Source organism: Acutalibacter caecimuris (assembly GCF_034335085.1).
Lineage (GTDB): Bacteria > Bacillota > Clostridia > Oscillospirales > Acutalibacteraceae > Acutalibacter > Acutalibacter caecimuris.
In genome coordinates this window covers 1-23,346 of sequence record NZ_JAWXXJ010000028.1, presented here as the reverse complement: position 1 = coordinate 23,346, position 23,346 = coordinate 1, and the positions used below count along the sequence as shown (strand labels likewise).

The 23,346-nt window shown below is 60.3% G+C and carries 24 protein-coding genes; 12 read left to right on the top strand and 12 right to left on the bottom strand.

What is annotated here, in order from left to right:
* Positions 1-4 precede the first annotated feature (4 nt).
* The 5 genes from U8U01_RS13995 to U8U01_RS13975 all read left to right on the top strand — a co-directional run bounded on the left by U8U01_RS13995 (position 5) and on the right by U8U01_RS13975 (position 5,674).
* A complete protein-coding gene (locus tag U8U01_RS13995; RefSeq protein WP_322175426.1) occupies positions 5-1,525 on the top strand; it encodes a sialate O-acetylesterase in 1,521 nt (506 codons plus the stop codon).
* A gap of 51 nt (positions 1,526-1,576) precedes the next feature.
* Positions 1,577-2,533 carry a nucleoside/nucleotide kinase family protein gene (locus U8U01_RS13990; protein ID WP_322175423.1) on the top strand — a complete coding sequence of 319 codons (957 nt, stop codon included), beginning with the start codon at positions 1,577-1,579 and terminating at the stop codon, positions 2,531-2,533.
* 4 nt (positions 2,534-2,537) lie between these two features.
* The gene (locus U8U01_RS13985) at positions 2,538-4,079 is read left to right on the top strand and encodes an alpha-amylase family protein (protein WP_322175420.1); all 1,542 of its coding nucleotides are present in this window, start codon (positions 2,538-2,540) and stop codon (positions 4,077-4,079) included.
* Between the two features lie 205 nt (positions 4,080-4,284).
* Entirely contained in the window at positions 4,285-4,734 is a 450-nt protein-coding gene (locus U8U01_RS13980) for an RNHCP domain-containing protein (protein WP_322175417.1), read from the top strand.
* Between the two features lie 31 nt (positions 4,735-4,765).
* Positions 4,766-5,674 carry a sugar phosphate isomerase/epimerase family protein gene (locus U8U01_RS13975; protein WP_322175413.1) on the top strand — a complete coding sequence of 303 codons (909 nt, stop codon included), beginning with the start codon at positions 4,766-4,768 and terminating at the stop codon, positions 5,672-5,674.
* Between the two features lie 105 nt (positions 5,675-5,779).
* Here U8U01_RS13975 and U8U01_RS13970 read toward each other — a convergent pair whose 3' ends face one another.
* Complete coding sequence (locus U8U01_RS13970) at positions 5,780-6,718, bottom strand: M23 family metallopeptidase (protein WP_322175409.1); 939 nt, start codon at positions 6,716-6,718, stop codon at positions 5,780-5,782.
* 267 nt (positions 6,719-6,985) lie between these two features.
* Between U8U01_RS13970 and U8U01_RS13965 the strand changes: the two genes are divergently transcribed.
* Positions 6,986-8,278 (top strand): cadherin-like beta sandwich domain-containing protein, encoded by a 1,293-nt coding sequence (locus U8U01_RS13965; protein ID WP_322175406.1) that lies wholly within the window; start codon positions 6,986-6,988, stop codon positions 8,276-8,278.
* 209 nt (positions 8,279-8,487) lie between these two features.
* On the opposite strand, the gene U8U01_RS13960 is transcribed toward U8U01_RS13965, so the two are convergent.
* From U8U01_RS13960 to U8U01_RS13910, 11 genes are all read right to left on the bottom strand, one after another.
* The gene (locus U8U01_RS13960) at positions 8,488-9,288 is read right to left on the bottom strand and encodes a phosphorylase family protein (protein ID WP_322175402.1); all 801 of its coding nucleotides are present in this window, start codon (positions 9,286-9,288) and stop codon (positions 8,488-8,490) included.
* A 60-nt stretch (positions 9,289-9,348) separates the two neighbouring features.
* Positions 9,349-9,774: a hypothetical protein gene (locus U8U01_RS13955; protein WP_322175399.1), complete on the bottom strand. Its 426-nt coding sequence runs from the start codon at positions 9,772-9,774 to the stop codon at positions 9,349-9,351.
* A gap of 75 nt (positions 9,775-9,849) precedes the next feature.
* Complete coding sequence (rsmI, locus tag U8U01_RS13950; protein WP_322175397.1) at positions 9,850-10,707, bottom strand: 16S rRNA (cytidine(1402)-2'-O)-methyltransferase; 858 nt, start codon at positions 10,705-10,707, stop codon at positions 9,850-9,852.
* Positions 10,704-11,450 carry a tRNA1(Val) (adenine(37)-N6)-methyltransferase gene (locus U8U01_RS13945; protein WP_322175395.1) on the bottom strand — a complete coding sequence of 249 codons (747 nt, stop codon included), beginning with the start codon at positions 11,448-11,450 and terminating at the stop codon, positions 10,704-10,706. Before U8U01_RS13945 ends, rsmI begins: the two co-directional genes overlap by 4 nt.
* A gap of 157 nt (positions 11,451-11,607) precedes the next feature.
* Positions 11,608-11,778 (bottom strand): 4Fe-4S ferredoxin, encoded by a 171-nt coding sequence (gene fdxA, locus U8U01_RS13940; protein ID WP_322175393.1) that lies wholly within the window; start codon positions 11,776-11,778, stop codon positions 11,608-11,610.
* A 152-nt stretch (positions 11,779-11,930) separates the two neighbouring features.
* On the bottom strand, positions 11,931-12,794 hold the full coding sequence (locus tag U8U01_RS13935) for a PSP1 domain-containing protein (RefSeq protein ID WP_322175390.1): 864 nt from the start codon (positions 12,792-12,794) through the stop codon (positions 11,931-11,933).
* Positions 12,795-12,940: 146 nt separating this feature from the next.
* Positions 12,941-13,927, bottom strand: coding sequence for a DNA polymerase III subunit (locus U8U01_RS13930; protein ID WP_322175387.1), 987 nt, complete (start codon positions 13,925-13,927; stop codon positions 12,941-12,943).
* Positions 13,928-13,934: 7 nt separating this feature from the next.
* Positions 13,935-14,258, bottom strand: coding sequence for a cyclic-di-AMP receptor (locus tag U8U01_RS13925; RefSeq protein ID WP_322175385.1), 324 nt, complete (start codon positions 14,256-14,258; stop codon positions 13,935-13,937).
* Between the two features lie 126 nt (positions 14,259-14,384).
* Entirely contained in the window at positions 14,385-15,722 is a 1,338-nt protein-coding gene (locus U8U01_RS13920) for an alanine/glycine:cation symporter family protein (RefSeq protein WP_322175383.1), read from the bottom strand.
* Positions 15,703-16,206 (bottom strand): N-acetylmuramoyl-L-alanine amidase CwlD, encoded by a 504-nt coding sequence (locus U8U01_RS13915; RefSeq protein ID WP_322175381.1) that lies wholly within the window; start codon positions 16,204-16,206, stop codon positions 15,703-15,705. The genes U8U01_RS13920 and U8U01_RS13915 overlap by 20 nt, the downstream gene beginning before the upstream one ends.
* A gap of 44 nt (positions 16,207-16,250) precedes the next feature.
* Positions 16,251-17,126 (bottom strand): polysaccharide deacetylase family protein, encoded by an 876-nt coding sequence (locus U8U01_RS13910; RefSeq protein ID WP_322175378.1) that lies wholly within the window; start codon positions 17,124-17,126, stop codon positions 16,251-16,253.
* A gap of 190 nt (positions 17,127-17,316) precedes the next feature.
* Between U8U01_RS13910 and U8U01_RS13905 the strand changes: the two genes are divergently transcribed.
* From U8U01_RS13905 to U8U01_RS13880, 6 genes are all read left to right on the top strand, one after another.
* On the top strand, positions 17,317-18,153 hold the full coding sequence (locus U8U01_RS13905) for an HAD family hydrolase (RefSeq protein WP_322175375.1): 837 nt from the start codon (positions 17,317-17,319) through the stop codon (positions 18,151-18,153).
* Positions 18,150-18,677, top strand: coding sequence for a S24 family peptidase (locus U8U01_RS13900; protein ID WP_322175373.1), 528 nt, complete (start codon positions 18,150-18,152; stop codon positions 18,675-18,677). The genes U8U01_RS13905 and U8U01_RS13900 overlap by 4 nt, the downstream gene beginning before the upstream one ends.
* A gap of 230 nt (positions 18,678-18,907) precedes the next feature.
* Positions 18,908-19,648 (top strand): TrmH family RNA methyltransferase, encoded by a 741-nt coding sequence (locus tag U8U01_RS13895; protein WP_322175370.1) that lies wholly within the window; start codon positions 18,908-18,910, stop codon positions 19,646-19,648.
* A gap of 14 nt (positions 19,649-19,662) precedes the next feature.
* On the top strand, positions 19,663-20,559 hold the full coding sequence (locus tag U8U01_RS13890) for a metallophosphoesterase family protein (protein ID WP_322175367.1): 897 nt from the start codon (positions 19,663-19,665) through the stop codon (positions 20,557-20,559).
* Positions 20,560-20,737: 178 nt separating this feature from the next.
* Complete coding sequence (locus U8U01_RS13885; protein WP_367575626.1) at positions 20,738-22,051, top strand: MATE family efflux transporter; 1,314 nt, start codon at positions 20,738-20,740, stop codon at positions 22,049-22,051.
* A gap of 75 nt (positions 22,052-22,126) precedes the next feature.
* Positions 22,127-23,092: a helix-turn-helix transcriptional regulator gene (locus tag U8U01_RS13880; protein WP_322175362.1), complete on the top strand. Its 966-nt coding sequence runs from the start codon at positions 22,127-22,129 to the stop codon at positions 23,090-23,092.
* The last annotated feature ends 254 nt before the right edge of the window (positions 23,093-23,346 follow it).

The window sequence follows — 23,346 nt, the reverse complement described above, 5'->3', positions numbered from 1 at the left end:
GGATATGCTGGCACTCCCTGTTATCTTTGGGGAAAACATGGTTCTTCAGCAGGGGAAAAAGATCTCCGTATGGGGAAAGGCCGCGCCTGGCGCCCAGGTTCAGGTCGCGGTGCAGGGCGGCACCTTCACCACAACCGCCGGCGCGGACGGCAACTGGCGCGCCCTCTGCGGGCCACTGGAGCCTTCTTTCCAGGAAACCTTCGTGGTTTCCTCCCAAGGTGAGGAAATACGGCTGGGCAATGTCCTTATCGGGGAAGTTTGGCTGGCTGGGGGCCAGTCCAATATGGAATTCTATATGCGCCACGACGCCTGCCTGGCCGAAGAGGCCCCCCGCTGTGCCAACCAGGCCATCCGGTTTTTTGATTACCCGGAGGTGTCCTATCCTGGGCAAATCGACGAGGCCCCTTATGGGAAAGCCTACGGTTTCTGGCGGCCCTGCGATAGGGAAAACCTGGAATACTTTTCCGCCGTGGCCTACTACTTTGCACGGGACCTGCAACAGGCGCTGGGGGTCCCGGTAGGGATTGTCGGCTGCAACTGGGGCGGCACAGCCGCTGTTTCCTGGATGGACGAGGGGGCTATCCTGGAGGGCGGCGGCAAGGCCTACCTGGACGAATACCAGCAGGCGGTACAGGGCCTTGACCTGGAGGCGTACGAAAAGCGGTTTCAGGAGGATCCCATCCGTTACCGTACGGACATCCTGGCCGAGCCCCTCAACGATATGCTGATGCAGGGCCTGCCTATGGAGGAAGTTATGGGCAGGGTACAGGAGATGGGCCTAACGCTGCCCGGCCCGCCGCTTATGGGCCCTAAAAACGAGCACCGGCCGGGCGGGCTGTATGAGGCCATGCTCTGTTCCCTGTCCCCCTTTGGCCTGCGGGGGTTTATCTACTACCAGGGCGAGTCTGACGGGGATGCCCACCCCCATTGTTACCAAACGCTTTTTCCCTCGCTCATCCGCTGCTGGCGGCGCCTTTGGGGGGAGGAACTGCCCTTCCTCTTTGTACAGTTGGCCCCCCTGGATCACTGGGCGGCCTGTAGCGGCGAGCCATACGCCATTATCCGGGCAGCCCAGCAGCACACGGCGGACACCGTACCCCTTACGGGCATGGCCAGCACCAGTGATGTGGGCATGGAGTTTGACATCCACCCCAAGCAGAAACGGCCTGTGGGCCACCGGCTGGCCCTGCTGGCCCAAAACCGCGTGTACGGCCGGAATGTCCTCTGTGACGCCCCCCGGCTTACAGGCGCCCAATGGGAGGGATCGGCCCTGGCGCTTACCTTTGCCCATGCCGGCAGCGGGCTCACCCTCCACGGCAACCAACTGGGCGGCCTGCGGGTGTTCCAAAACGGCACGGAACGCACGCTGGCTGCCCATGCCCAGGGGGACCGGGTTCTGCTTACCGGGGAGGGCCTGCAGCCGGGTGCGCCCACCCAGGTACGCCTGGCCACCGGCGGCTGGTACGTGGTGAACCTCTACAACAGTGCCGGCATCCCCGCCGTGCCCGGCTCGTTGGATCTCTGACACGCCTTGTATGCCTATATGTATACATATTCTGCCGAAAGGAGCTTTCCTATGGTCCATGACATTCTAGAAATCCTGGCCCAGGCCGCAACATCATGGGAACCGCCCACTGTCCCGGAGGACATTCCCCAGGGGGATATGCCCGGGGACAAGGTGTGGATCGGCCCCCAGTCTGTCGAAAAGGCCAACGCCACCTTCCGGGCCCTGTTACCCCTGTTGGGGCAGGCCCTGGGCCAGAACCCGGCCAGGCGGGCCGTGGTTGCCATCTCAGGGGGCAGCGGCGTGGGAAAAACCTGCGTTTCCGCCCTGCTTACCTATTATCTCAACCAACTGGGGGTGGGGGCTTTTACCCTGTCGGGGGATAATTACCCCCGGCGTTTCCCGCAGCTTAACGACATGGAGCGGATGCGCGTGTTCCGCACCGCAGGCGTCCGGGGGATGCTTGCCGCAGGCGGCTACACTCGAAGCCACAAGGCTGCCTTGCAGGAACTACAGCTTGCCGGTACAGACCCCGACCCTGCCCAGTGCGGGGCCCACCCCTGGCTTGCCGCTTACCAGCAGGCCGGGCGCGAGGCCCTGTCCGGGTACCTGGGCACCGGGCTGGAGCAGGAGTACGACCAGCTCTCCCAAGTGCTACGGCAGTTTAAGGACGGCGCGGGGAAAATCTGGCTCAAACGCATGGGCCGGGACGATACCGCCCTTTGGTATGAGGAGAAGGATTTCTCCCAAACCCATGTGCTGGTGTTGGAGTGGACCCACAGCGGCTCCCGGATGCTGGAAGGCGTGGATATTCCCGTGCTGTTGGCCAGCACCCCGGCGGAAACCCGGGCCTACCGCCTTGCCCGCGGCCGGGACGCCAACGCCGACACGCCCTTTATCACCATGGTTTTGGAACTGGAGCAGGCAAAGCTGGAGGCGCGGGCCAAACGGGCCCGGCTTATCGTTTCCAAGGACGGCCAGTTGTTAAGCTATGCCCAATACGCAAAAATGATGGAGGAGGGACGGTAAGGAAATGGGATTGATCGACAACCACCCTATGCTCAACGCTTACCCGGACAGCCTGGGGAATACCCTGGCAGGCGCGGTGGCGTTTTTGCAGGACGAACGGGTGAAAGGGGCTTTTTCCTCGTTTTACATTTTGCCCAGCCTGTTTTGCTCTGACCTGGACCGGGGTTTCTCTGTGGTGGAGTACGAACTAAACAACGAAAACGCTACCCAATCCGACCTGGACGCCCTCCGGGAACTGGGGATAGGTTTGAAACTGGACTTTGTCTTGAACCACCTTTCCGTCCAGTCCCCCCAATTCCAGAATTTACTGGCCCATGGGGAGAATTCCCCCTACCGGGACTTCTTCCTTGACTGGAACCGGTTCTGGGCAGGTACCGGGGAGGTGGACGAAACCGGCGTGCTGGTCCCCCGGCAGGCATACATCCGGGAGATGTTCTTCCGCAAGCCAGGCCTGCCCGTGCTGATGGTAGAATTCCCCGGCGGCGTTAACAAGCCCTACTGGAACACCTTCTACCAGCAGGTAGACGTGGACGGGGACGGGAAAAAACGCTACCTTGGGCAGATGGACCTGGACATCCGCTCGCCGCTGGTGCGGGAATTCTACCGGCAAACCCTGGAAAGGCTGGCCGGGTTCGGCGCCAAGATCGTGCGCCTGGACGCCTTTGCCTACGCCCCCAAACGGGTGGGGGCTAAAAACTTCCTGAACGAGCCGGACATCTGGGAGCTTTTGCAGGATATCACGGATATGGCCACGCCCCTGGGCCTCTCCCTGCTGCCGGAGATCCACGCGGGCTATGGGGAGAAAATCTACGAGAAAATAGCCGCAAAGGGCTATATGGCCTATGACTTCTTCCTACCCGGGCTGATCTTGGACGCCTTTGAAACCGGCAGCGGCGAGTACCTGGCCCGCTGGGCACAGGAACTGGTGGATAAGGGCATCCGCACCGTTAATATGCTGGGCTGCCACGACGGCATCCCGGCGCTGGACTTAAAAGGCCTGCTGCCGGAGGAGCGGATCCAGCGCCTTATCAGCGTGCTGGTGCAGCGGGGTGGTTTCGTCAAAGACCTGCATGGGGAGAAAAACGTCTACTACCAGGTGAACGCCACCTATTACAGCGCCCTGGGCGAAGATGACCGGCGTCTGCTTTTGGCCCGGGCCATCCAGCTTTTTATGCCGGGTAAGCCCCAGGTGTGGTACCTGGATCTGTTTGCCGGGAAAAACGATTATAAGGCCATGGAGCGTGCCGGGGCAGGCGGGCACAAGGAGATCAACCGCACCAACCTAACGGGAAAACAGATGCGGGAAGGGCTGGAAAAAGAAGTCGTGCAAAAACAGTTGGCGCTGCTGAAATTCCGCAGCCAATGCCCGGTTTTCCGCCGGGACGCGGAAGTTACCATCCACGCCCAGGGAACAGGCCTGGCCATTACATGGCAGGCCAACGGGCAAACAGCCACCCTACAGGCAAACCTTGCTACAGCGGCGTTTACGGTCCGTGTTTCCCATAAGGCCGGCGTCAGGGACATTTTCCAGGAAGGCGCCGTTTAAAAAGGAGGAGGGCGCTGGGTTCCCCTGGCACATCCTTAAAAATGTGAGGCAGGGGCTACCCTGCCTCTTTCTTTTTGCGCAAAAAGAGGGAACTTTTCCCTGCCTTCCCCCTTGCAACCCGCCCTGTTTCACGCTATAATGGAGGTAGGCCTTTAAGGCTGAAAACGCCGCCCCTGTAGGCGCGCGAGTTTATGGAGGATGCCACTTGAACCGGGAAAACAAACGCAGAAAATATGAGAACGGCTATTTCCAAAACCACCCCTGCACAGACAGCTTTACCTGCAAGCACTGCGGGCGGCTGGTTACCCCTGAGGCCGCGGGCACCCAGCACCGTAACCACTGCCCCAACTGCCTGACGAGCTTGCACGTGGACAACGAGCCCGGCGACCGGGATGCGGACTGCGGCGGGCTGATGGAGCCCATCAGCGTATGGGTGCGCAAAAACGGCGAGTGGGCAATCGTCCACCGGTGCCGCCGGTGTGGGCAACTCAGTTCTAACCGGGTTGCCGCCGACGACAACCCTATGAAATTGATGTCCATTGCCCTGCGCCCTTTGGCCCAGCCCCCCTTCCCCCTGGAACGCATTGAAGAGCTTACCGAGCTCATGGCTGGGGACGGCTCGCTGGGGCCTAAGCGGCACAGCGGCGAGGAATAGTTCTGCCCATCAACACACAGGAGGAATCATTATGAAACTTGGTATCATCATGCCCCCTAAGCCGGAAAGCTTTGAGCGGGTAAAGGAGTTGGGCCTGGATTTTGTGGAGTTCGACTGCAACCCCTCCGACTTCTTTGGCGCGCCTATGGCGGAGCTTATGGCCATTAAAGAGGAGATGAAGGCGGCCAGTCAGCGTACAGGCGTGGAGGTTGGCGCGGTAGGCCGCTGGGCCAGCCATATCCTGGACGAAAACGGCCAGGTTGTCCCCGCCGAGTGGGAAGAGGTAAAGGCTGTTATCGACTTTGGCGCGTACCTAGGGGCCAAGCACTATCTGTGCAGCGTCAACTATGTAGAGAGCCTAAGCTACTATAAAAACATCACCGCAGCCATTAAGGTGCTTAACGATATTGTGGCTTATGCCAAGGAGCACGGCATGGAAACCGCCATTGTCAACTGCTGCATGGGCGATAACTACATCCGCACCCCCGAACAGTGGAAACTGGTGCTCAGCGAGGTACCGGGCCTGGGCATTAAGTACGACCCCTCCCACAGCTTTGTTCACGGCGGCCAGAACGGCGCCTACCTGGAAGAGGGCCTGGAGTGGGGCGCCCACTTTAAGTACTGCCATGTCAAGGGCGTGATCCAGCGGGGCGACTCTCGCGAGGAGCAGCAGTGGGCCATGATGGACTTTATAAAGAATCATCCCGAACTGAAGGACGAATTGCTGCCGAAAGCCTTTGCCAGCAACAACTGGTATGATAACCCCCCCGCGGGCATTGACGTGATCAACTGGCGGGCTTTCTTTGCCATCCTGTATAAATACGGCTATGACGGCTACCTGGCCATTGAGCCCCACTCTGCTACCTGGCAGGGGGAGAAGGGTGACAAGGGCGTGCGCTATACCATCAAGTACATCCGCGACCTGATGATCCTGGACTGACGCGGCCATACCGGCCGGGGCTGTGGGGAAAGAATCCCCCACAGCCCCTTTTTTGTGCCATTTTCCCTTGGGAATGCGGCAAATCAAAGGTGCACGGCTACCCCCTCAGCCGGGGATATCCTCGTGGAAGGGCTGGACGCGGGTCCATTCCTTGGTTTCGTCGTTGCGCTGGACGGTGCTTTGGTGGCTACGCAGCAGCCGGCAAAGCTGGTATACGTCCACCCAGATCTCCCCGTTTCCCTCCCGCTGGCTCTCGTCAAAGATGATTTGCAGGCCGTAATGCAGGTGGCTCTGTTCAATGCCGTTGACGTTCTCCGTAGCGCTGTACCCGGTGCGGCCTACGTAGCCGATGACGTCCCCGGCCATTACCGTATCCCCCAGGCTAAGCCCTTCCGCAAAGGGCCGGTCTTTGCGCAGGTGGGCATAGTAGTGGTAGCGGTATCCGTCAAAGCTGCGGATGCCCACCCGCCAGCCTCCATACTGGTTCCAACCCAACTGCTCTACCACACCGCTCTCTACGGCGATGACAGGCGTACCGACAGCGGCCATCATGTCATGGCCCAGATGGCGGCGGCGGTAGCCATATTCCCGGCTGACCCCAAAATCGTCATAGTCCGAATAAGGGAAGGTTTCCGCTATAGGGGAGTACGCCTTCAGGCCGTAGGCGGGCTCCCAGCCCTCTTCCCCTAAAAGGGCATACTCCCCCACAAACCCCCCCAGCACAGCCTCATACGCCTGCCGGTAGTACCCAAAGCCGGGCATATCCTGCGGGCTATCCCCACCTTGCAACACCTCGGCGGCTTTTTCCAGGTCGCCGGTGTGGCAAAGGGAGAAGTCGCCCCCATATTTTGCCGCCAGATAGGCCAGCAGTTGCACCCAATCTACATGGCCGGGGGTGTCATAGGTGGCTATATCCAGTTCCAGCGCCTGGCGCAGCAGGGAGGCTGGCGGGTCAAAGTCCACCCACTTGGGGAAATCGCCCTGTTGTGAGGCGGCAAAGGCATGGGTAAGGGCCGGGGCAAGCAAAAGAACCGCCAGCGGCATCAGAAAAAGGAGAAATTTCTTCCTGAACTTTACAGTCATGAACATGGCAACGCCCCGCTTTCTGTTACCAGCATATGCGGGGCGCAAAGGCCAATAGAACGCCCTGAGCAGGCCTCCAGGACGCCTTGCGGGACAAGGGAAAGGTAAACTCTATTCACATACAATATCTTGAGATGCATTGACAATGCACTTCTTTATACAGTATAATAGAAAATTAGAAAGAGAAACAAGCCAGGCCCTACGGCTCTGGTGAGAAGGAGGAAACCTATGTGCAGATCGAATCAAAAACCTTTGCAGTTTGCCCCAGTGAAAGAACCGCCCCGCCTGTTCCTCTGGCTGGGGCTGTTTCTGTTTCTCCTTTGCTTGCGTTGCCCTGCCCGGGCCGCCACCAATGGGTTTGCCATCACCCTAAGCGAAACCACAGGAAAGAAGGGGGATGTGGTGGAGATTTTGCTACATTATGACGGCAGCCTGCACCAGGCCTCTGCTCTGCTGCTGGACGTTGCCAGCGACCCTTGCTGGTCTATGGTGGGCAGCGATGCCAGGCAGGAGGGGTATATCTCCCATACAGGTACCGAGGGGACGGAGAGTTGGGTCTTTACCATGCGCGACGGCCTGACCCTGACGGAGGGCGAGGTGTTGGCCCTGCGTTTCCGGCTGGATACAGACACTGTGCAGGACGCGGTGTTCCGTATAACCCTGCGGGAGGTTGTTACCGCCAGCGGCTTGCTGAAAGACCAGACCGTGCAAGACCTTCACTATACGGTGCTGCCACCGCCCAGCAGTGATGCTAGGCTGCTAGGCCTGCAACCCAGCGCCGGCAACCTGGAACCGGCGTTTTCCTGGGAAATTGCGGACTATACGGCAGATGTGCCCTATAGTGTTACTACAATAGATTACATTGTAAAAGTGCCTGAAGGCGCTACTTACCGGGTAAACCGCCGTAATTTAGGCGCGGGCGGCAGCGATACCCTGTTTACCATCACCGTGACTGCCGCGGACCGGGCGACAAAACGGGTCTATACTGTTACGGTGCACCGGCAGGTAAAGCCCCTGCCCACCCCAAAACCTACGCCTACACCCCGGCCCAGCCCTACGCCAAAGGTGACGCCTACCCCCAAACCTACCGCCACGCCTAAGCCCACGGCAGAACCAACCCCTATGCGTACCCCTAAGCCAACAGCCACCCCCAAGCCTACAGCCTCCCCGAAGGCTACGGCTACGCCTAAGCCCAGCCAGACACCTAAGCCTACGGCTACACCGAAACCCTCCCGGACGCCTAAGCCTACGGCTACGCCAAAACCTTCCCGGACACCGAAACCCACGGCTACGCCAGGGGCCTCGCCGGGCGGGGCGGGAGGAGGCGGGATAGGGGCGCCGCCTACCAGTAATGGTGGAATATCAGATGATTCCATTTATATACAGGGGACTGGAGAAGGGAAATTACCTGTGTATATACTGACCTTTGCTGGTATCTTACTGGCCCTGTTAGCTGGGGAACGTTTTGTTCGCGGGCTGCGGAAGGGGCGTTTTTTTATACCCAAAAAGCGTAGACACTAGCGTTTGTTTTAAAACACCCGTATTGTGTGTGAAGTGCCAAGATGGCAAAATCAAGCACATGAAAAGGCATGGAATCAGCGAAACCCATGGAATAGGACCTAAGATTTGTTTCTGCCTGAAAGGCAACCGCCAGGAGGCTGGGAAAAAGCAACCAGGAAATGCGCAACGCAATCCTGCATTGGCTGACCATCGGAATACCATGGCGGGATTTACCGGAGCGCTTTGGGCCATGCCAAAGCCAACTGGATGCAGGTTGCCAGGAACCCGTCCCGCTGGCGGCCAAAGTCCCCGTTCCCCCAGGCCCAGGCGGGGGCATTGGGGGTCAGGGGGTGTTTGTCAGAGGCCAGTAGCAGCACCGTGCACCGCATACCAAAGTAGTGGCAGATATTCACCGTTGCCGATGCCTCCATATCCACGCCCACGCAGCCCTTTTCCCGCCAAAGAGCCTCTTTGTGGTAGGTTTGCCGGTACACGGCGTCGGTGGTGACCGTGTCCCGGCACTTAAGGGCCAGCCCTTGGGCGGAGAACTGGCTTTCCAGCACATCCGGCGCCCATAGGCTGTCCGGCTGGGCATATACCGGTTGGGCGGAGTAGTGCAGGGAGCTGCCCTCCTCCACCAAAATTTTCTCCGGCAACAGCACGTCGCCTACCTGGATATCCTCCCCAAAGGCCCCGCAAAGGCCCACCAGCAGGGTTTCCTTTACACCCAGGGCGTGGAGGGTTTCTACCGTGCAGGCGGCCTGAGGCGCTCCCCGCCCTCCGTCCAAAAAGCACAGACCCTCCCGGCCCTCTATTGCAAAGGCCGGGCTATGGGTGATGAACCCCGGCAGGCGTTCTGCCAGCAGGCGGGTAGGAAAACACTCCCGCAGCAGGGGCAGGCCCCGGCCTAGGCAGAACAGTACGGCCTTTTCCGGCAGGGAATGGATGGCCCCGGTGATATGTTTGCTTTTAATATGCTGTTCCGCGGTAAATACCGGCGGGGTGTGGTCATCCGCAAAAAACCATTGCATAGAGGGTTCCTCCTTCATATAGGGTTTGTAAAAGGTTGTACATGACGGCAAAAGCGGTATTCAGCGCAGGCCGTAATGTTGTTTTTCGTCCTCCGTGCACACCACCCGGCCCTTTACCCTAATCTCCCGCACAGCGTTGAAAAGATCCTGGGAGGGCACGGCTTTGTCAATCACCAGCACACCGTAGCCGCTGATGCTTACTGTCTGCCCCTGTTCCAGCAGTTCTTCCACGTTCTCACGGGTAAGCACCATAACGCCCATAAACCACTGGCCCGCTTTTAGTTGGTTGCCGGCCCTTTCCGCGCACCGGGCAATGTTGGGCTCGTTGCGGGTTAGGGCCTCCCGCAGGGCCTGGTTGATAAAATCGCTGCGGTTGGAATAATAGCCGTTGTCTACCAGCAAATCCATAGCCGCCAGGGTGGAGCTGTTGATGTTTACCGAAACTTTCTCGCTGAGGTTGATGTTGTTGTGGACAGTCATTGCCATGGGTAGCCCTCACTTTTGTATTATATTTATGATCCAAATGGAGTATAAATATAATACCATAAAAGATGCAGACTGTCAAGAGGCAGTATCTCCCCCTGCCAGGGCCTTGTAGATATCCGCCTTGCGCAAGCCGGTAGTTTTAGCGGCCTGCTTGGCGGCCTCGCTGGGCGGGCACCCTTCCCCGGCCAGTTCCCTTGCCAGTTCAACCGCTTCCTCCAGGGTATAGGTATTTTCCTGCGGTTCCGGCTCCGCCCCGGCGACCACCAATACAAACTCGCCACGGGGCTCGTGCTCCCGGTAGTGGGCGGCTGCCTGGGCCAGGGTGGTGCGCCAGACCTCCTCGTGGAGTTTGGTCAGTTCCCGTACCAGGGCAATGGGCCGGTTGGGGCCGAAGGCCTTTTCAAAGTCCCCCAGGGTACGGCGCAGCTTGTGGGGGGCCTCGTAAAAGATCATGGTGCGGGTTTCGTTTTCTACCTGCCGCAGATGCTCCCGGCGGCTGTGCTTATTCACGGAGAGGAAACCCTCGAAGGTGAACCGCCCGGTGGGCAGGCCGCTGACGGCCAGGGCCGAGATGGCGGCGGTAGGGCCGGGCACCACATAGACGGGCAAGCCTTGGGCAGCGCAGGCAGCGATAAGGGTTTCTCCTGGGTCGGAAACAGCGGGCATTCCCGCATCAGACACCAAGGCACAGGTTTCCCCTGCCCGCAGGAGCTGGAGGATCTCCTCCCCCCGGCTTCGCTTGTTATGCTCGAAATAGCTGATAATGGGCTTGTGGATGTCAAAATGGGCCAGCAACCTCCGGGTAACACGGGTATCTTCCGCGGCGATAAAGTCGGCCTGGGCCAGGGTTTCCCGGCCCCTGGGGGAGAAGTCCCCCAGGTTGCCAATGGGTGTGCCGACCACATACAGCGCGCCCTTTTCCAGTGTGCTCATGTTCCTGCTCCTTTCCGGGGGCCCTGGGTGTAGCCGCCGTAGATTTCTGTCATTTCCGGGGAAAAGTCCCCGCCCTCCTCGTGGATCAGCAGCGGAGGTTCCACGTCCAGGCCGGGCTTGCCACCGCTTTTGCACTCCATCAGCAACAGGTAAGGGGCCTTGCCGGGTTTGGCCTGAACCAGGCGCAGGCGTTTGGGCTCCAGGCCATGCTGATGGAACACCACCACGGCCTCGGCCAGGCGCCAGGCCGGAAGGCAGACACAAAGCCTGCCCCCGTATTTCAGGCTGAACCGGGCAGCCTGGGCCAGGGCCTCCAGCGGTAGCTGATCCCCGTGCCGTGCCGCTGCCCGCTGCGGGTCGGCGCTGGCGCGGCCTGTGCCGGGGACAAAATAGGGTGGGTTGCAGGCGATGAGCCCCAGGCCCTGATGGGGTAAGAGGGACTTGTATGCCCGTATATCCCCTTGCATGACCCGGATGGCCCCTTCCAGACCGTTTTCCCGTACAGAGCGGGTGGCCAGGTCCACCGCTTCGGGTTGAATCTCTATGGCTACCACGGGGCCGGGGGCGGCCCTGTGGCACCACAGCAGGGCAATGGCGCCGCAGCCACAGCCCAAGTCGGCACAGGGCTCGCCGGGGCGGGGACGGGCAAAGTGGGCCAGCAGCAGGGTATCGGTGTTAAAGCGGTGGCTGGGGCTGACTAAGACCTTGCAGCCTGGCCCCAGGGGTTCCCAGTGGGGTTCCATAGGCATCCTCCTTGGTAAGGGCCTGTACCGGCACAGGGTAGCCCGGCTTTTGGCGCTTATGGTACAGGCTTTGGGATCAATGGGTATGGGAAAACACAAAAAAGCGAAACCCGCCGTTTCCCTTTGGGCTCCGCTTTTCTGCTGTTTGCTTGAGGCATCAGCCCTCTTGGGGCGCGCCAACAGGGCAGACACCGGCACAGGCGCCGCAATCCAGGCACTTGTCGGGGTCGATCACGTACTTGCCGTCACCCTCGGTGATGGCATCGGCAGGACACTCACCGGCGCAAGCGCCGCAGGCAATGCACTCGTCATTGATGGTATAAGGCATAACAAACACCTCCATGTAAGTTTGGGCACGGCAGTTCCGCCGCGCTAACCCTATTCTAACATATTTCTGTGAAATTGCAACTGTTTTTCCCGTTTATGCCGGTGGATTTTTTTGCCGGCAACTTTTTGGCCGGAAAACCTGCCGGAGCGGCACTATTCCAACTCCCGGAGTTTTTCCAGTTCCTGGCGGTCTATCTTTACTTTGCCGTCCTTAAGCACCTTGACCTGATCAACCGTAAATACTTTGGGCGCGGCGCTGGGGTCCTTGTCCAAGCGTACGGTAAGCTTGCGGGTCAGCAGGTTCTGCTCGATCACCACGCCCTTGCCGTCCGGGGTGGAAACGATAGCGTTTACCTTTGGGGTGGTGCGCAGCAGATCCTGGTAGGCTTCCTGCTCATATTTCAGGCAGCACATCAGCCGGCCGCAGGCGCCGGAGATTTTTATCGGGTTAAGGGAAAGGCCCTGCTCCTTGGCCATTTTGATGGACACCGGCTGGAACCCGCCCAAGAAAGAGCCGCAGCAGAACGGCCGGCCGCATATGCCCAGGCCCCCCAGCATTTTGGCCTCGTCCCGTACACCGATCTGCCTGAGCTCAATGCGGGTGCGGAACATACCGGCCAAGTCTTTGACCAATTCCCGGAAATCCACCCGGCCGTCAGCGGTGAAGTAGAAGAGGATCTTGCTGTTGTCAAAGGTATATTCTACGTCTACCAGTTTCATCTCCAGGTTGCGGGCCGCAATGCGCTTTTCACAGGCCTTGAAAGCGGATTTTTCCTTGCGGTGGTTTTCTTCTACCTGCCGGAGGTCCTCTGGCGTAGCCTTACGGATAAGCTTGCGCAGGGGCTGCACAATGGCCGTGTCCCGTACTTCCCGGTTTTCCATCGCCACTTCGCCGCATTCCATGCCTCTGGCTGTTTCCACAATGGCCATCTCGCCCTTTTGCAGCCGGGCCCCGCCGGGGTCAAAATAATATACCTTACCTGTGCTTTTGAACCGTACACCGATCACTTCTGCCATGCTTTTTCTCCTGTCTGGTTGCTGATATCCTGCCGGCGTATAGGCCCGATTCTATAAGGCTTATACACCATGAGGGGGCATAAAGATACGCCCCTTCTCTTTGCCTGACGTTTGTTTTAAGGGGCGCGATGACGCAGCCACCCGGTTTACCCCAGCCGCAGGTCGGCGCAAAAACAGGTGACAAGCAGTTGGGGGTTGGCGTTGCGCTCCAGCCGCTGACGGTATACCTCCATCAGCGCGGCCAGGCGCGTCAGCCGGGCAAGGGGCTGGCTGCTTAGGCGGCGGGCGGTTTCCGGCGCGCCGCTCAGGGTTCCCGTGCCGCCACAGCGTAGCAGGCAGGCGTCCCGGAAGAGTAGTTCCAGTTTGGCCAGCACCTGCCGGAAAAGCGCGGGCTTTCCCGGCAGCGGGACGGCTGCCTTGAGCATAGGGTCCCCCCCTGGGGCCAGGATAGCCCCGGCCAATTCTATCGCGATCTGCATAGCCTGTCCCACGCCGCTATCCGCTGCCAACCCCGCCTGCATACGGCCCAGGTTCCCGCCGCAAAGGGCGGCCAGGGCCTGCGCCTGCTCCTGTGTGACAGGTTGCCGGTGGGCCAGCCACCTTGCAGCCTCCTCCTCTGGTGGGGGCTGCAAGGTGTATATCTGGGAACGGGAACGGATGGTGGGCAGAAGGGACTGGGCGTTTATGCACACCATCAGGAAGATGACCCCCTGGGGAGGCTCTTCAATAAGTTTGAGCAGCTTGTTTTGTACGATGGCGGTGGTCTGCTCCTGCAACTCCAAAATAAAAACATTCCGCTCCCCTTCTACCGGGGCCCGGCTGGCCTGCTCGGCCAGTTTGCGTATAGTTTCTACCCGCAGGGGTTTGGCCCTGTCGGCGGGGTTTTCGTTTGCCACCAGGTGTATGTCCGGGTGAGAGCCCGCCTGGGCCCGGATGCAGCCGGGGCACTGGCCGCAAGGGGCCTCCCCCGGCCGGTGGCAGACCAAAGCCTGGGCCAGCAGCCGGGCAAAGGTGTGCCGGCCCGTGCCGGCCTCGCCCTGTAAAATGACCGCGTGGGGAAAACGCCCGGAGGCAAAAGCGGCGGAAAGGGCCTCCTTAACAGGCTCGTTGCCCAGAAAACCGGGGAATTCCATGCCGCCCTTATACCTTCTCGAACCGGTCTACATTTAGCACAAAGATGGTGGAACCACCCACCGTTACCTCAACGGGGAAAGAGGAGTACATACCCACCTCCATCGTGGAGGAATGGGGGACGATCTGGGTGCGGCGGCTGCTGTATTTGGAAATAATGCCGATAACTTCGTCTACCTTTTCGTCCTCTACGCCGGAAATAAAGGTGGTGTTGCCGGCCATGAGAAAGCCGCCGGTGGTAGCCAGTTTTGTAACTGAAAAGCCCTCGCGGGTCAAAGCGGAGGACACGGCCCCGCTGTCGTCATTGCTCACAATGGCCAGGATCAGTTTCATGTTGATTTCCCCTTTCAGTTTATGTGGGAATGGCTCCTGGGGCTGTTTCCCGCAAAATGGGGGCATAACAGCGGCAGGAGGGAGATAGTTTAATTGATTTATTTTAACACAGTTTGCGGTAAAATACTAGCCCTTTTTGGAATTTTCGGCGAAAAAACTGTGGGGCGGGCCTGCCATGGCCTTAACGGCCCATCCCAGGGCAATCAGGTTGGGAATTGCCATCAGGCCGTTGAAGGCGTCCCCCAATTGAAACACCACCTGCAACGGGGCAACACAGCCTATAACGGCGGCCAGGGCGGCGGCCAGCGGGTAGGCCCACTGGTACCGGCCGCGGGTAAGGTATAGCAATGCCTCACGGCCATAACAGCACCAGGCGACGACGGTTGCCAGCGCAAACAGGGCGGTACAAAGGGATACGGCCCCGCCGCCCCAACTGCCAAGGGCGGAGCGGTAGGCGTAAAAGGTCAGCGCAGCGCCTTCCAGCGCGGGGGGGCGGCTGCATAAGATGCACAGGCCGGTAACGGTGCACATTACGATGGTGTCGGCAAATACCTGAAAAATGCCCAGGCAGCCCAATTCCTCCAGAGAGCGGCCTTTTACGCCCTCGTAGGCAAAGGCGGCGCTGCCCAGCCCGGCCTCATTGGTAAACACGCCACGGGCTACGCCGGTGCGCATGGCAATAAACATACCCGCTACGCCACCCGCCCCGGCCCGAAGGGAAAACGCGCTTTCGAATATGCTGCTGATGGCGCCGGGCAGGTTGGCCCGGTAGACGAACAGGACCCCCAGCGATGCCCCCAAAAACAGGAAGGTCATGGCGGGCACCAGCTTTTCGGTGATTTTGATCGCAAAGCCCAGCCCGCCCCTGGCCACAAAAAATACCAACAGCCCGGCGCCGGCAGCGGCCAGGGGCGCCGGTAAGCCCAGGCTGCTACAGGCCGCCGCAAGGGCGTGGGTCTGCGCCATATTGCCCATGCCTAAAGACGACAGGCAGCAGCCGGCAGCGTAAATGGCAGCCAGGGCGCCCCCAAAACGCCCGGCTTTCTCTATGTAATGCAGGGGGCCTGCGGTATTTGGGCGGCGTTTGCCGCCTCGGCAACGGTATAGGGCGGCAAAGTAATTCTCTGCAAACACCGTCATCATGCCCAACGTGGCCGAGGCGCACATCCAGAAAAGCGCCCCCGGCCCCCCGGCGGTAATAGCGGCCGCAACCCCAACAATGTTCCCCGTGCCGATGGATCCGGCCAGCGCGGCGGTAAGGGCCTGGAAACCCGATACCCCCTGCCCGGCCTGGCGGCTGCCGCCCAGAGCGGCCTTTAGCCAGCGGCCCGCGTGCAATAGCTGGTAAAAGCAGCTTTGGTACGAAAAGTAAGCACCTGCGGCCAAAATTGCCCCCAGCACGTGCCAGCCAAACAGGCAGGTGCACAGGGCCTCCAGCGCCTGGTCAAACGCCTGCATCGGCATACAGGAAACCCGCGGCGGCTTTGGCTAGGCCAACCGCAATGGGGAGGATGCTGCTGGTGAGCCAGGCCTCGTCCTGGGGGTTGTCATGGTAGCCCAGTTGGATCAACAGGGCAGGGGCCTTTGCGTCCCGTAGTTCCTCGCGGGCGGGGGTAGGCGCGGCCTCAACCAGTTCAGGTTGGGGGTAGATTGCCTGAAGGGCTGCCGTGAAAATCCCGGCGGCCTGTTTGGCGGAGGGGCTGTAGGCGTAGTAGGACAGGCCCGCGCCTTTGATCCTGGCCTGCATCTCCGCGGGGGCGGCGTGGCTGGACAGGTATAGCCACAGCCCGCAGCCGGGGGGCGGGCTGCCGCCCAGTACACAGTCTATACCGTGGCCGGCCAGTTCCTTTTTCATGGCGGCCGCCAGCTTGTGCATCCAATATGCCTCGTCGCCGCCGTTGGGGTAGGGGGAGGGGCGGGAGGAGGGTTTTAGATATAGTTTTGGCATGGGAACCTCCGTACAAATGATAGGGTGGAAGGGAACGGGCAGGCTTATTGCAGGCCCATCCGTTGCTCGAAGAAGGCCGCGCTGCTCATCCCCGACGGGCGCAGGTACCGGCCTAGGCCGTACAGCGACTGCCCGTCCCTGGTGATGTGGTTTAGCTTTTCCCGGCAGATCAGCGTAGCCTGGAAACCCAGCCCCCTGACCACCTCCCCCGTGCTCTCGCTGACCGCGCCAAAGGGGTACACAAAGGTGCTGGGGCGGCGGCCCAGGTGCTCTTCAAAGGTGTTTTGCGCTTTCAGGATATCTGCCGAAATACGGGCCTGATAGGCTGTTTCCTCTTCGCCGGGGCGTTTTTGCACGCCCTGGGCGCCGCCGCGCTTTTCGTGCAGGTTATAGCTGTGGTTCTGCACCTCGACCAGGCCGGAATCGGCCATTTCCTTCAGTTGTGCCCAGGTGGCATGGGTATAGTAGGCGTTGGTTTCCCCGGTTTCGCTGTAGGTATCGGCCCAGCGGCCAATGGGGGAGATAACGAACTTGCAGCTATACTGCCGGGCAATGGAAAAGGCATAGAGATAGTTGTTATAGTACCCGTCGTCAAAGGTGAGCAGGATGGGCTTTTCCGGCAGTTCGCCCCCCTTTGTGTAGGCGATCAGGTCTTCCATCAGGATGGTGGTGTAGCCGTGCTTTTTCAGGTATTGCAGGTCACTCTCAAATTCAGCCGGGGATATGACATACTGGCCGTGGCGGGCCTCGTCCTTTAACAGGGCGTGGTACATCACAACGGGGATATCGACCCCTTCCACAGCCATAGCGCTGGCGGTTACCGCTACAGCGGCGCCCACGGCCAGCGCCACCAGGCCCAGAATAGCCCGCCAGTCCAGCTTTAGCAGGATGTAGAGCCGTTTTCCCTTCTGCCTGCCCATAAGCCCGCCCCCTGTCCTGGTTTTTGCCTGTTTTATTTATAAGCGGGCGGGCGATGAAATATTCTGCCCCGTTCTTGCAAAATTTATTGTGATTTGTTGGTTTTCATGTGGAAATATTTGCAAACTCATGGTAGAATGGAGAAGATATTGGCCTTGCGCCCTGCTGCGGGCCGGGAAAGAGGGGAACCCTGTGAAAACACTGTATATCAGCGACTTAGACGGCACTTTGCTGGGCCGGGACGACCGCTTGCCGCCCTTTACAGCCGAAACGCTGAACCGGCTGATAGGCCGGGGGATGCGGTTTACTTTTGCCACGGCCCGTTCGTGGCATTCTGCCCATAAGGTGGCAGCGGGGCTTTCCCCCGGCCTGCCTTGGATCGTGCACAACGGGGCGTTTTTGGTAGAAGGGGCCACCGGGGCCCGGCGGGACGGGCAGTTTTTTACGCCGGGCCAGCGGGCGGAGATACTGGCCGCCGCGCGGGAACAGGATATTTGGCCACTTGTATACGCCGTGCTGGAGGGCCGGGAACAGGTGATGTATATGGCAGAGCCCGGCAGGCCCAGGCATCCGGGTATGGAGCACTACCTGCAAACCCGTAGGGATGACCCCCGCCTGCTGCCGGTAACGGACCCGGCAGAGCTTTTCCAGGGGGAAACCTATTATTTTACCTTTATTGACGGCCAGGGGCCGCTGGCGCCCCTTTGGGAGCGGCTGGGCGGGCTCGGCTGGCTCAACGGCACCTTTCAGCAGGAGCTTTACCGCACGGAATACTGGTTGGAACTGACAGCCCAGGGGGCCACGAAAGCCCAGGCGGCCCTGCGGCTGAAGGAAGAACTGGGCTGTGACAGGCTGGTGGCCTTTGGGGACGCCATGAATGACCTGCCGCTGTTCGCCGTGGCGGACGAAAGCTATGCGGTAGCCAACGCGATGGAGCCGGTGAAAGCGGCGGCTACCGGGGTCATCGGCAGCAATGGGGAGGATGGTGTGGCCAGATTTTTGCTGGCAAATGAGGAGGGGCGTTTATGAAAGCTTTGATCCACCTACTGCGGGGGATTTTGGCGCTGGTATGGGTACTGCTGTTGGGGCTGAATATCCGGCTATATGTGGGCGAAACCGTGGAGGGGCATACCCCGCCCCAACTGGGGGGCTGGGCCTTTTGGACGGTGGAGGACATGGCCATGGAGCCGGCCTATGCCGAAGGGGACCTGCTGCTGGTGGAGATGGGCCGTGCCGGGGAACCCGGCCAGGCGGTGCTGGTACGCACAGAGGAAGGGCTTGCGCTGCGCAGGATCATCGGCACCTCAGAAGGGCAGTTCATTTTGAAAAGCGACGGCGCGGAGGACAGCGGCTTTGTAGACCCCCAGGCCGTAGTGGGGATATCTGGCGCGTATTTGCCCGGCTGTGGGCAGGCAGCGGCATTTTTGCGCAGCTTGCCAGGGATCGTGGTGGTTTTCCTGGCCGGGCTGGTGTTGCTTGTACTGCCTGGCGTTATGCCGCGGCCCGCCAAGCAGCGCCCCCAACCGCGCGGGGGATATGCGCCGCGGCATTAGAGTCTGCTTTAAAACTCCGAAACGCCGTCTATTTTGCCCCAAAACGGTGCTTTCTGTGTCAAAAATCCTCGAAAGGCTGCAAGCCTTTCTGGCTGCAAGCCTTTCTTGCGGTTTTTCCCTTGAAAGCCCTCGTTTTTGGACAAAAATCCGGCATTTCTCCGGTTTTAAAACAGACTCTAGGGCCAAGGGGCACCGCTTAACGGAATACCTTAGGAAAGGAGTTGCCGAATATGCCAGACCTCCCTAAAAAATATAAGAAGGAATTCCCCCACTCGTACGCGCTGGGGCCCTTCCCGACTTTTGAGCTGCTGGCTGCCCGGCCCGGACAGGTGCAGGCAGTGTATTATCATGAGGATTTTACCGGACGGGACAAGCTTACCGCCCGGTGCGAGGAACTGGGCGTGCCCTGCTTGTGCTCTACCCGGGCCCTTGCGCGTATTTCCCAAAAGGAGATTTGCTACGCCGCTGCCCAGTTTGCCAAATATCCCGGCAAGCTGCGGCAGGGCGCCCCCCATGTAGCGCTGGTGCATCCGGGCGATATGGGCAACCTGGGCACCATAGAGCGCACTTTGCTGGGCTTTGGCCTCAAAGACCTGGCGCTGGTGGGTGGTGGGGCCGACCCCTGGCATCCCAAGGCCCTGCGGGCGTCCATGGGTGCGGCCTTCCGGCTGGAGGTGGAAACGTTCGCCGGTTTTGAACAATACCTGTCCGCCTATGGGGAAGGGCGGGCGATCTTCCCCTTTATGTTGGGCGGGGGTACGGTGCTTACCCCGGAAAGCTGCCCGGCAGCCCCCCGGTATACCCTGGTTTTCGGCAACGAGGCCACGGGCCTGCCCCCGGAATTTGCCCGGTACGGCAAAAGCCTGTTCATCGCCCAGAGCCCGGAGGTGGACTCCCTGAACCTGGCGGTGGCGGTGGCCATAGGGGCCTGGGTATTCACGGCAAAAAACGGGCCCGCATACGCCCGGTGAAAGGAGCTGGTTCCATGTCTGCGTTTACGGTGGCTGTTTTTGCCGATGTCCACGGCAATTACCGGGCCCTGGCGGCCTGCCTGGCCATGGCAGAGGCCAAAGCTGCGGGGCAATATCTGTTTTTGGGGGATTACGTTACCGACCACCCTTACCCCCAGCGGGTGCTGGCCCTGTTGCGGGAGGCGGCCCGGCGGCACCCCTGCCTGTTTGTGCGGGGGAACCGGGAGGAGTACATGATCGCCTACCGCAAAAAGCCCGCCGGCTGGCGGGACGGCTCGGCCCAGGGGGCCCTTTTGCACTGTTACGAGAACCTGGCCGGGGAAGATATCGACTGGTTTGAGAGCCTGCCCATTTACGATGTATGGAGGCCAAAAGGGATGCCGCCCATCGCCATTTGCCACGGTTCCCCCACAGAGGTGCGGGGTACCATGCGGGAGGGCGGGCAGGAACTGGAAAACCTGCCCGCCGGCCTGTTGCTGAAAGGCCACAACCACCGGCGGATCAGCTTTTGCTGGCAGGGGCGGCGGGTGATATGCGCCGGGTCGGTGGGGAACCCGATCTACTGCCGTGCCCGGCCCGGCCGGGTGGAAACTACGCCCCTGGCGAAACAGGGGGAGATGCTTTTCCTGCACCTGCGGGAAGGGCGCTGGGTCCCGGAGTTTTTGCCGGTGCCCTATGACTGGCAGGGGGCTTTGGATGATTTGACGGCGTCGGGCCTGAACCAGCGGGCCCCGGTGTGGTCCGCCCTGCTACGGTACAATGTGCTCACCGGCGCGGATCCCTGTGGCGCTGTGCCCAGCTATGCGGCGGAACTCTACCGCCAGGAAACCGGCCTACAGGCCCCCTGGCCCCAGGTACCGGAGGTTTATTGGCAGCAGGCCGCGCTGGCCTTTGGTGTGGAACTGTGGTAAGGCAAGGGCTGGTGGGAACGGAGGTGCAGGGCTGCCTTTTTAGCGGTAGAAATACGCCGGCTTCAGCCCAAAGGCGCTGTATTAGGAGAGGCTTACAGGAAAGCGGCGGGCTACCTTGCCCGCCGGGAAAGGGGATTTTATGGCGGAGCGTATCAGGAATATGACACAGGGCAGCCCCATGAGGCTACTGCTGACCTTTGCCCTGCCCCTGATGTTGGGCAATATGTTCCAGCAACTATATACGGTAGTGGATACCGCGGTAGTGGGGCAAGTAGTGGGGGTGCAGGCACTGGCGGCCATTGGCGCGGCAGACTGGCTCAACTGGCTGGTGCTCAGTGTGATGCAGGGCTTTGCCCAGGGGTTTTCCATCCTGATGGCCCAGTATTTTGGGGCGAAGGATTACCGGCGGCTGTCCCAGTCTGTGGGGGCGGCGGCAACCTTGTGCGCGGTGGCGGCTGTGGTTATGCTGACGGCCAGCCAGCTACTGACGGTCCCTGTGTTGCGCCTGCTCAATACCCCTGACGGCATTATCGGGGACTCGGTGCTGTACCTGCGCATTATATTCGGCGGCATACCGGTGATAACGGCCTATAACCTGTTGGCGTCTATCCTGCGGGCGCTGGGAGATAGCAAAACCCCCCTGTATGCGGTGGTAGTGGCCACGGTGGTAAATATTGCCCTGGATTTGCTGTTTGTAATGGGGTTCCACTGGGGCATTGCGGGGGCGGCTGCGGCCACGCTGATCGCCCAGGGGATTTCTACGGTGTACTGTATGGGGAATATCAGGAAGATCACGGTGATCCAGCTACAGCCCGGAGATCTGCGGCCCTCCCGCGGGATGGCTGCCCATCTGCTGCGGCTGGGTTTCCCGGTGGCGCTGCAAAACGCCATTATCTCGGTAGGGGGCATGGTGGTGCAGGCCGTGGTGAACCGGTTCGGGATGCTGTTTATTGCCGGGTTCACCGCTACCAACAAGCTGTATGGGCTGCTGGAGATCGCAGCCACATCATATGGGTATGCTGTTACCTCCTTTGTGGGGCAGAACCTGGGAGGCGGGCTTACCAAGCGCATAAAGTCGGGTATGCGCTCTGCGGCGGTTATCGCCCTGTTGACTTCAGCGGTGATTGCGGCGGCTATGCTGGTGTTTGGCAGGGGGATTTTGGGGCTGTTTATCTCCGGCACACCGGAGGAGGTGGCGGCCTCTATGGACATTGCTTACCGCTACCTGGCGGTTATGAGCCTGTGCCTGCCGGTCCTGTATATGCTGCACATCTACCGCTCGGCGCTGATGGGGCTGGGGGATACGGTGGTGCCCATGGCCTCCGGGTTTATGGAGATGGTCATGCGCATTGGCATTGCCCTGCTGCTGCCCCTGGCCATTGGCCAGGACGGCATTTACTTTGCCGAGGTGGGCGCCTGGACCGGGGCGGCCGTGCTGCTGGTAGCGGCGTACTTTGTGCGCATGGGCCGGCTGGGCGGGCGGAAAGCCTAAGAACGATTGTGCAACTGACATCAAGCTTTTTATAGGCCCCTTATGCTACCCTAATACCTGTCAGGGGGGATGGACTTGTACCATTGGAATGCATCTGTACAGCGGATGATCGACTGGGTAGAGGAGAACCTGCGGGAGGAGCCCCAACTGCTGGAAATGTCCCGGCAGATCGGGTATTCGCCTTGGTATTGCTCAACTTTATTCCACCGGGTATGCGGTTGCACAATGAAAAGCTACGCCGCCCGGCGGCGGTTGAGCCAGGCAGCGGTGGAAATGCGGGCCAGCCGCCGGCGCATCCTGGATATTGCCCTGGATTGGGGCTTTTCCAGCCAGGAGGCCTTTACCAGGGCCTTCCGGGAGGCCTACGGCTGTACACCCGCCGCCTACCGCCGGAGCCCCCGGCCGATCCCGCTGTTTATGGGCAAGGACGTGTTCCACCCCTGGCAATATGCCGCGATGCGGAGCGGAGATCAAGAAGGAGGCAGTGCCATGAGCAGGGAACAACTGAGAGAGGCAAGGGTGCGGGTAGAGTACATCCCCGCGCACAAGTACATTGGCATTTGGGACAAGGAGGCCACCGGCTATGGGGACTACTGGGCGCACCATGACTGTGACCAGGTTTGCGGGATCATCGAGAGTATGCGGGATAAGAGCCACCCGGTGGTGACGGCCCATACCGCGGGATGGCACTATGTGGACGGCCAGCGCCGGTACTTCTACGGCTTTGGGGTACCGGAGGGCTACGAAGGCCCGGTGCCGGAGGGCTTTGAGGTGAAAGCCTTCCCCGGAAGCTACTATCTTGTGTTTTACCACCCGCCTTTTGACTATATGGAGGATAACGGCGCGGTGATGGCCAGGGTGGAGGAGCTGGCCTGGCACTATGACCTGCGCAACGAACAGCCGGACCCCAGCGGTATTAGTACCGCCGCATATACGGCGGGTCGCTTTGAGTGGAACGAGGACCAGTGCCAGTGCTACCAGCGCCATTACCCGGAGGGCATTGGCTATGAGGTGCTGCGGCCGGTACGGCTGCGGGGCTGAGGCTGCCTGCCACGGCAGACAGATAGTAACGGGAACAGGGAAGGAAAACAGGACGGCAGTCCCCCAAAAAGATGGGGGACTGCCGTTTTTTGGCCGGTTATGGGCCGGGTATTGGGCAGGTATCAGCCGGGTATTGGGCAGATATGGGGCAGGTATGCGGGGGGTATTGAGCAGGTAGGGGGTAGATATTAATTGAACGGTTGATGGAATAATGGGGTGGGAGGGGCTGTGAGGGGTTGGGGATGGGATTTGGG

What these genes read in the sequence shown, in the direction of transcription:
- U8U01_RS13885 (WP_367575626.1), top strand. Translation starts at nt 20,738, where the DNA reads ATGAGGCTACTGCTGACCTTTGCCCTGCCCCTGATGTTGGGCAATATG.
- U8U01_RS13965 (WP_322175406.1), top strand. Translation starts at nt 6,986, where the DNA reads ATGTGCAGATCGAATCAAAAACCTTTGCAGTTTGCCCCAGTGAAAGAA.
- U8U01_RS13925 (WP_322175385.1), bottom strand. Translation starts at nt 14,258, where the DNA reads ATGAAACTGATCCTGGCCATTGTGAGCAATGACGACAGCGGGGCCGTG.
- U8U01_RS13910 (WP_322175378.1), bottom strand. Translation starts at nt 17,126, where the DNA reads ATGGGCAGGCAGAAGGGAAAACGGCTCTACATCCTGCTAAAGCTGGAC.
- U8U01_RS13995 (WP_322175426.1), top strand. Translation starts at nt 5, where the DNA reads ATGCTGGCACTCCCTGTTATCTTTGGGGAAAACATGGTTCTTCAGCAG.
- U8U01_RS13975 (WP_322175413.1), top strand. Translation starts at nt 4,766, where the DNA reads ATGAAACTTGGTATCATCATGCCCCCTAAGCCGGAAAGCTTTGAGCGG.
- U8U01_RS13915 (WP_322175381.1), bottom strand. Translation starts at nt 16,206, where the DNA reads ATGCCAAAACTATATCTAAAACCCTCCTCCCGCCCCTCCCCCTACCCC.
- U8U01_RS13990 (WP_322175423.1), top strand. Translation starts at nt 1,577, where the DNA reads ATGGTCCATGACATTCTAGAAATCCTGGCCCAGGCCGCAACATCATGG.
- rsmI (WP_322175397.1), bottom strand. Translation starts at nt 10,707, where the DNA reads ATGAGCACACTGGAAAAGGGCGCGCTGTATGTGGTCGGCACACCCATT.
- U8U01_RS13900 (WP_322175373.1), top strand. Translation starts at nt 18,150, where the DNA reads ATGAAAGCTTTGATCCACCTACTGCGGGGGATTTTGGCGCTGGTATGG.
- fdxA (WP_322175393.1), bottom strand. Translation starts at nt 11,778, where the DNA reads ATGCCTTATACCATCAATGACGAGTGCATTGCCTGCGGCGCTTGCGCC.
- U8U01_RS13895 (WP_322175370.1), top strand. Translation starts at nt 18,908, where the DNA reads ATGCCAGACCTCCCTAAAAAATATAAGAAGGAATTCCCCCACTCGTAC.
- U8U01_RS13945 (WP_322175395.1), bottom strand. Translation starts at nt 11,450, where the DNA reads ATGGAACCCCACTGGGAACCCCTGGGGCCAGGCTGCAAGGTCTTAGTC.
- U8U01_RS13920 (WP_322175383.1), bottom strand. Translation starts at nt 15,722, where the DNA reads ATGCCGATGCAGGCGTTTGACCAGGCGCTGGAGGCCCTGTGCACCTGC.
- U8U01_RS13955 (WP_322175399.1), bottom strand. Translation starts at nt 9,774, where the DNA reads ATGGCAATGACTGTCCACAACAACATCAACCTCAGCGAGAAAGTTTCG.
- U8U01_RS13985 (WP_322175420.1), top strand. Translation starts at nt 2,538, where the DNA reads ATGGGATTGATCGACAACCACCCTATGCTCAACGCTTACCCGGACAGC.
- U8U01_RS13890 (WP_322175367.1), top strand. Translation starts at nt 19,663, where the DNA reads ATGTCTGCGTTTACGGTGGCTGTTTTTGCCGATGTCCACGGCAATTAC.
- U8U01_RS13930 (WP_322175387.1), bottom strand. Translation starts at nt 13,927, where the DNA reads ATGGAATTCCCCGGTTTTCTGGGCAACGAGCCTGTTAAGGAGGCCCTT.
- U8U01_RS13970 (WP_322175409.1), bottom strand. Translation starts at nt 6,718, where the DNA reads ATGCCGCTGGCGGTTCTTTTGCTTGCCCCGGCCCTTACCCATGCCTTT.
- U8U01_RS13935 (WP_322175390.1), bottom strand. Translation starts at nt 12,794, where the DNA reads ATGGCAGAAGTGATCGGTGTACGGTTCAAAAGCACAGGTAAGGTATAT.
- U8U01_RS13960 (WP_322175402.1), bottom strand. Translation starts at nt 9,288, where the DNA reads ATGCAATGGTTTTTTGCGGATGACCACACCCCGCCGGTATTTACCGCG.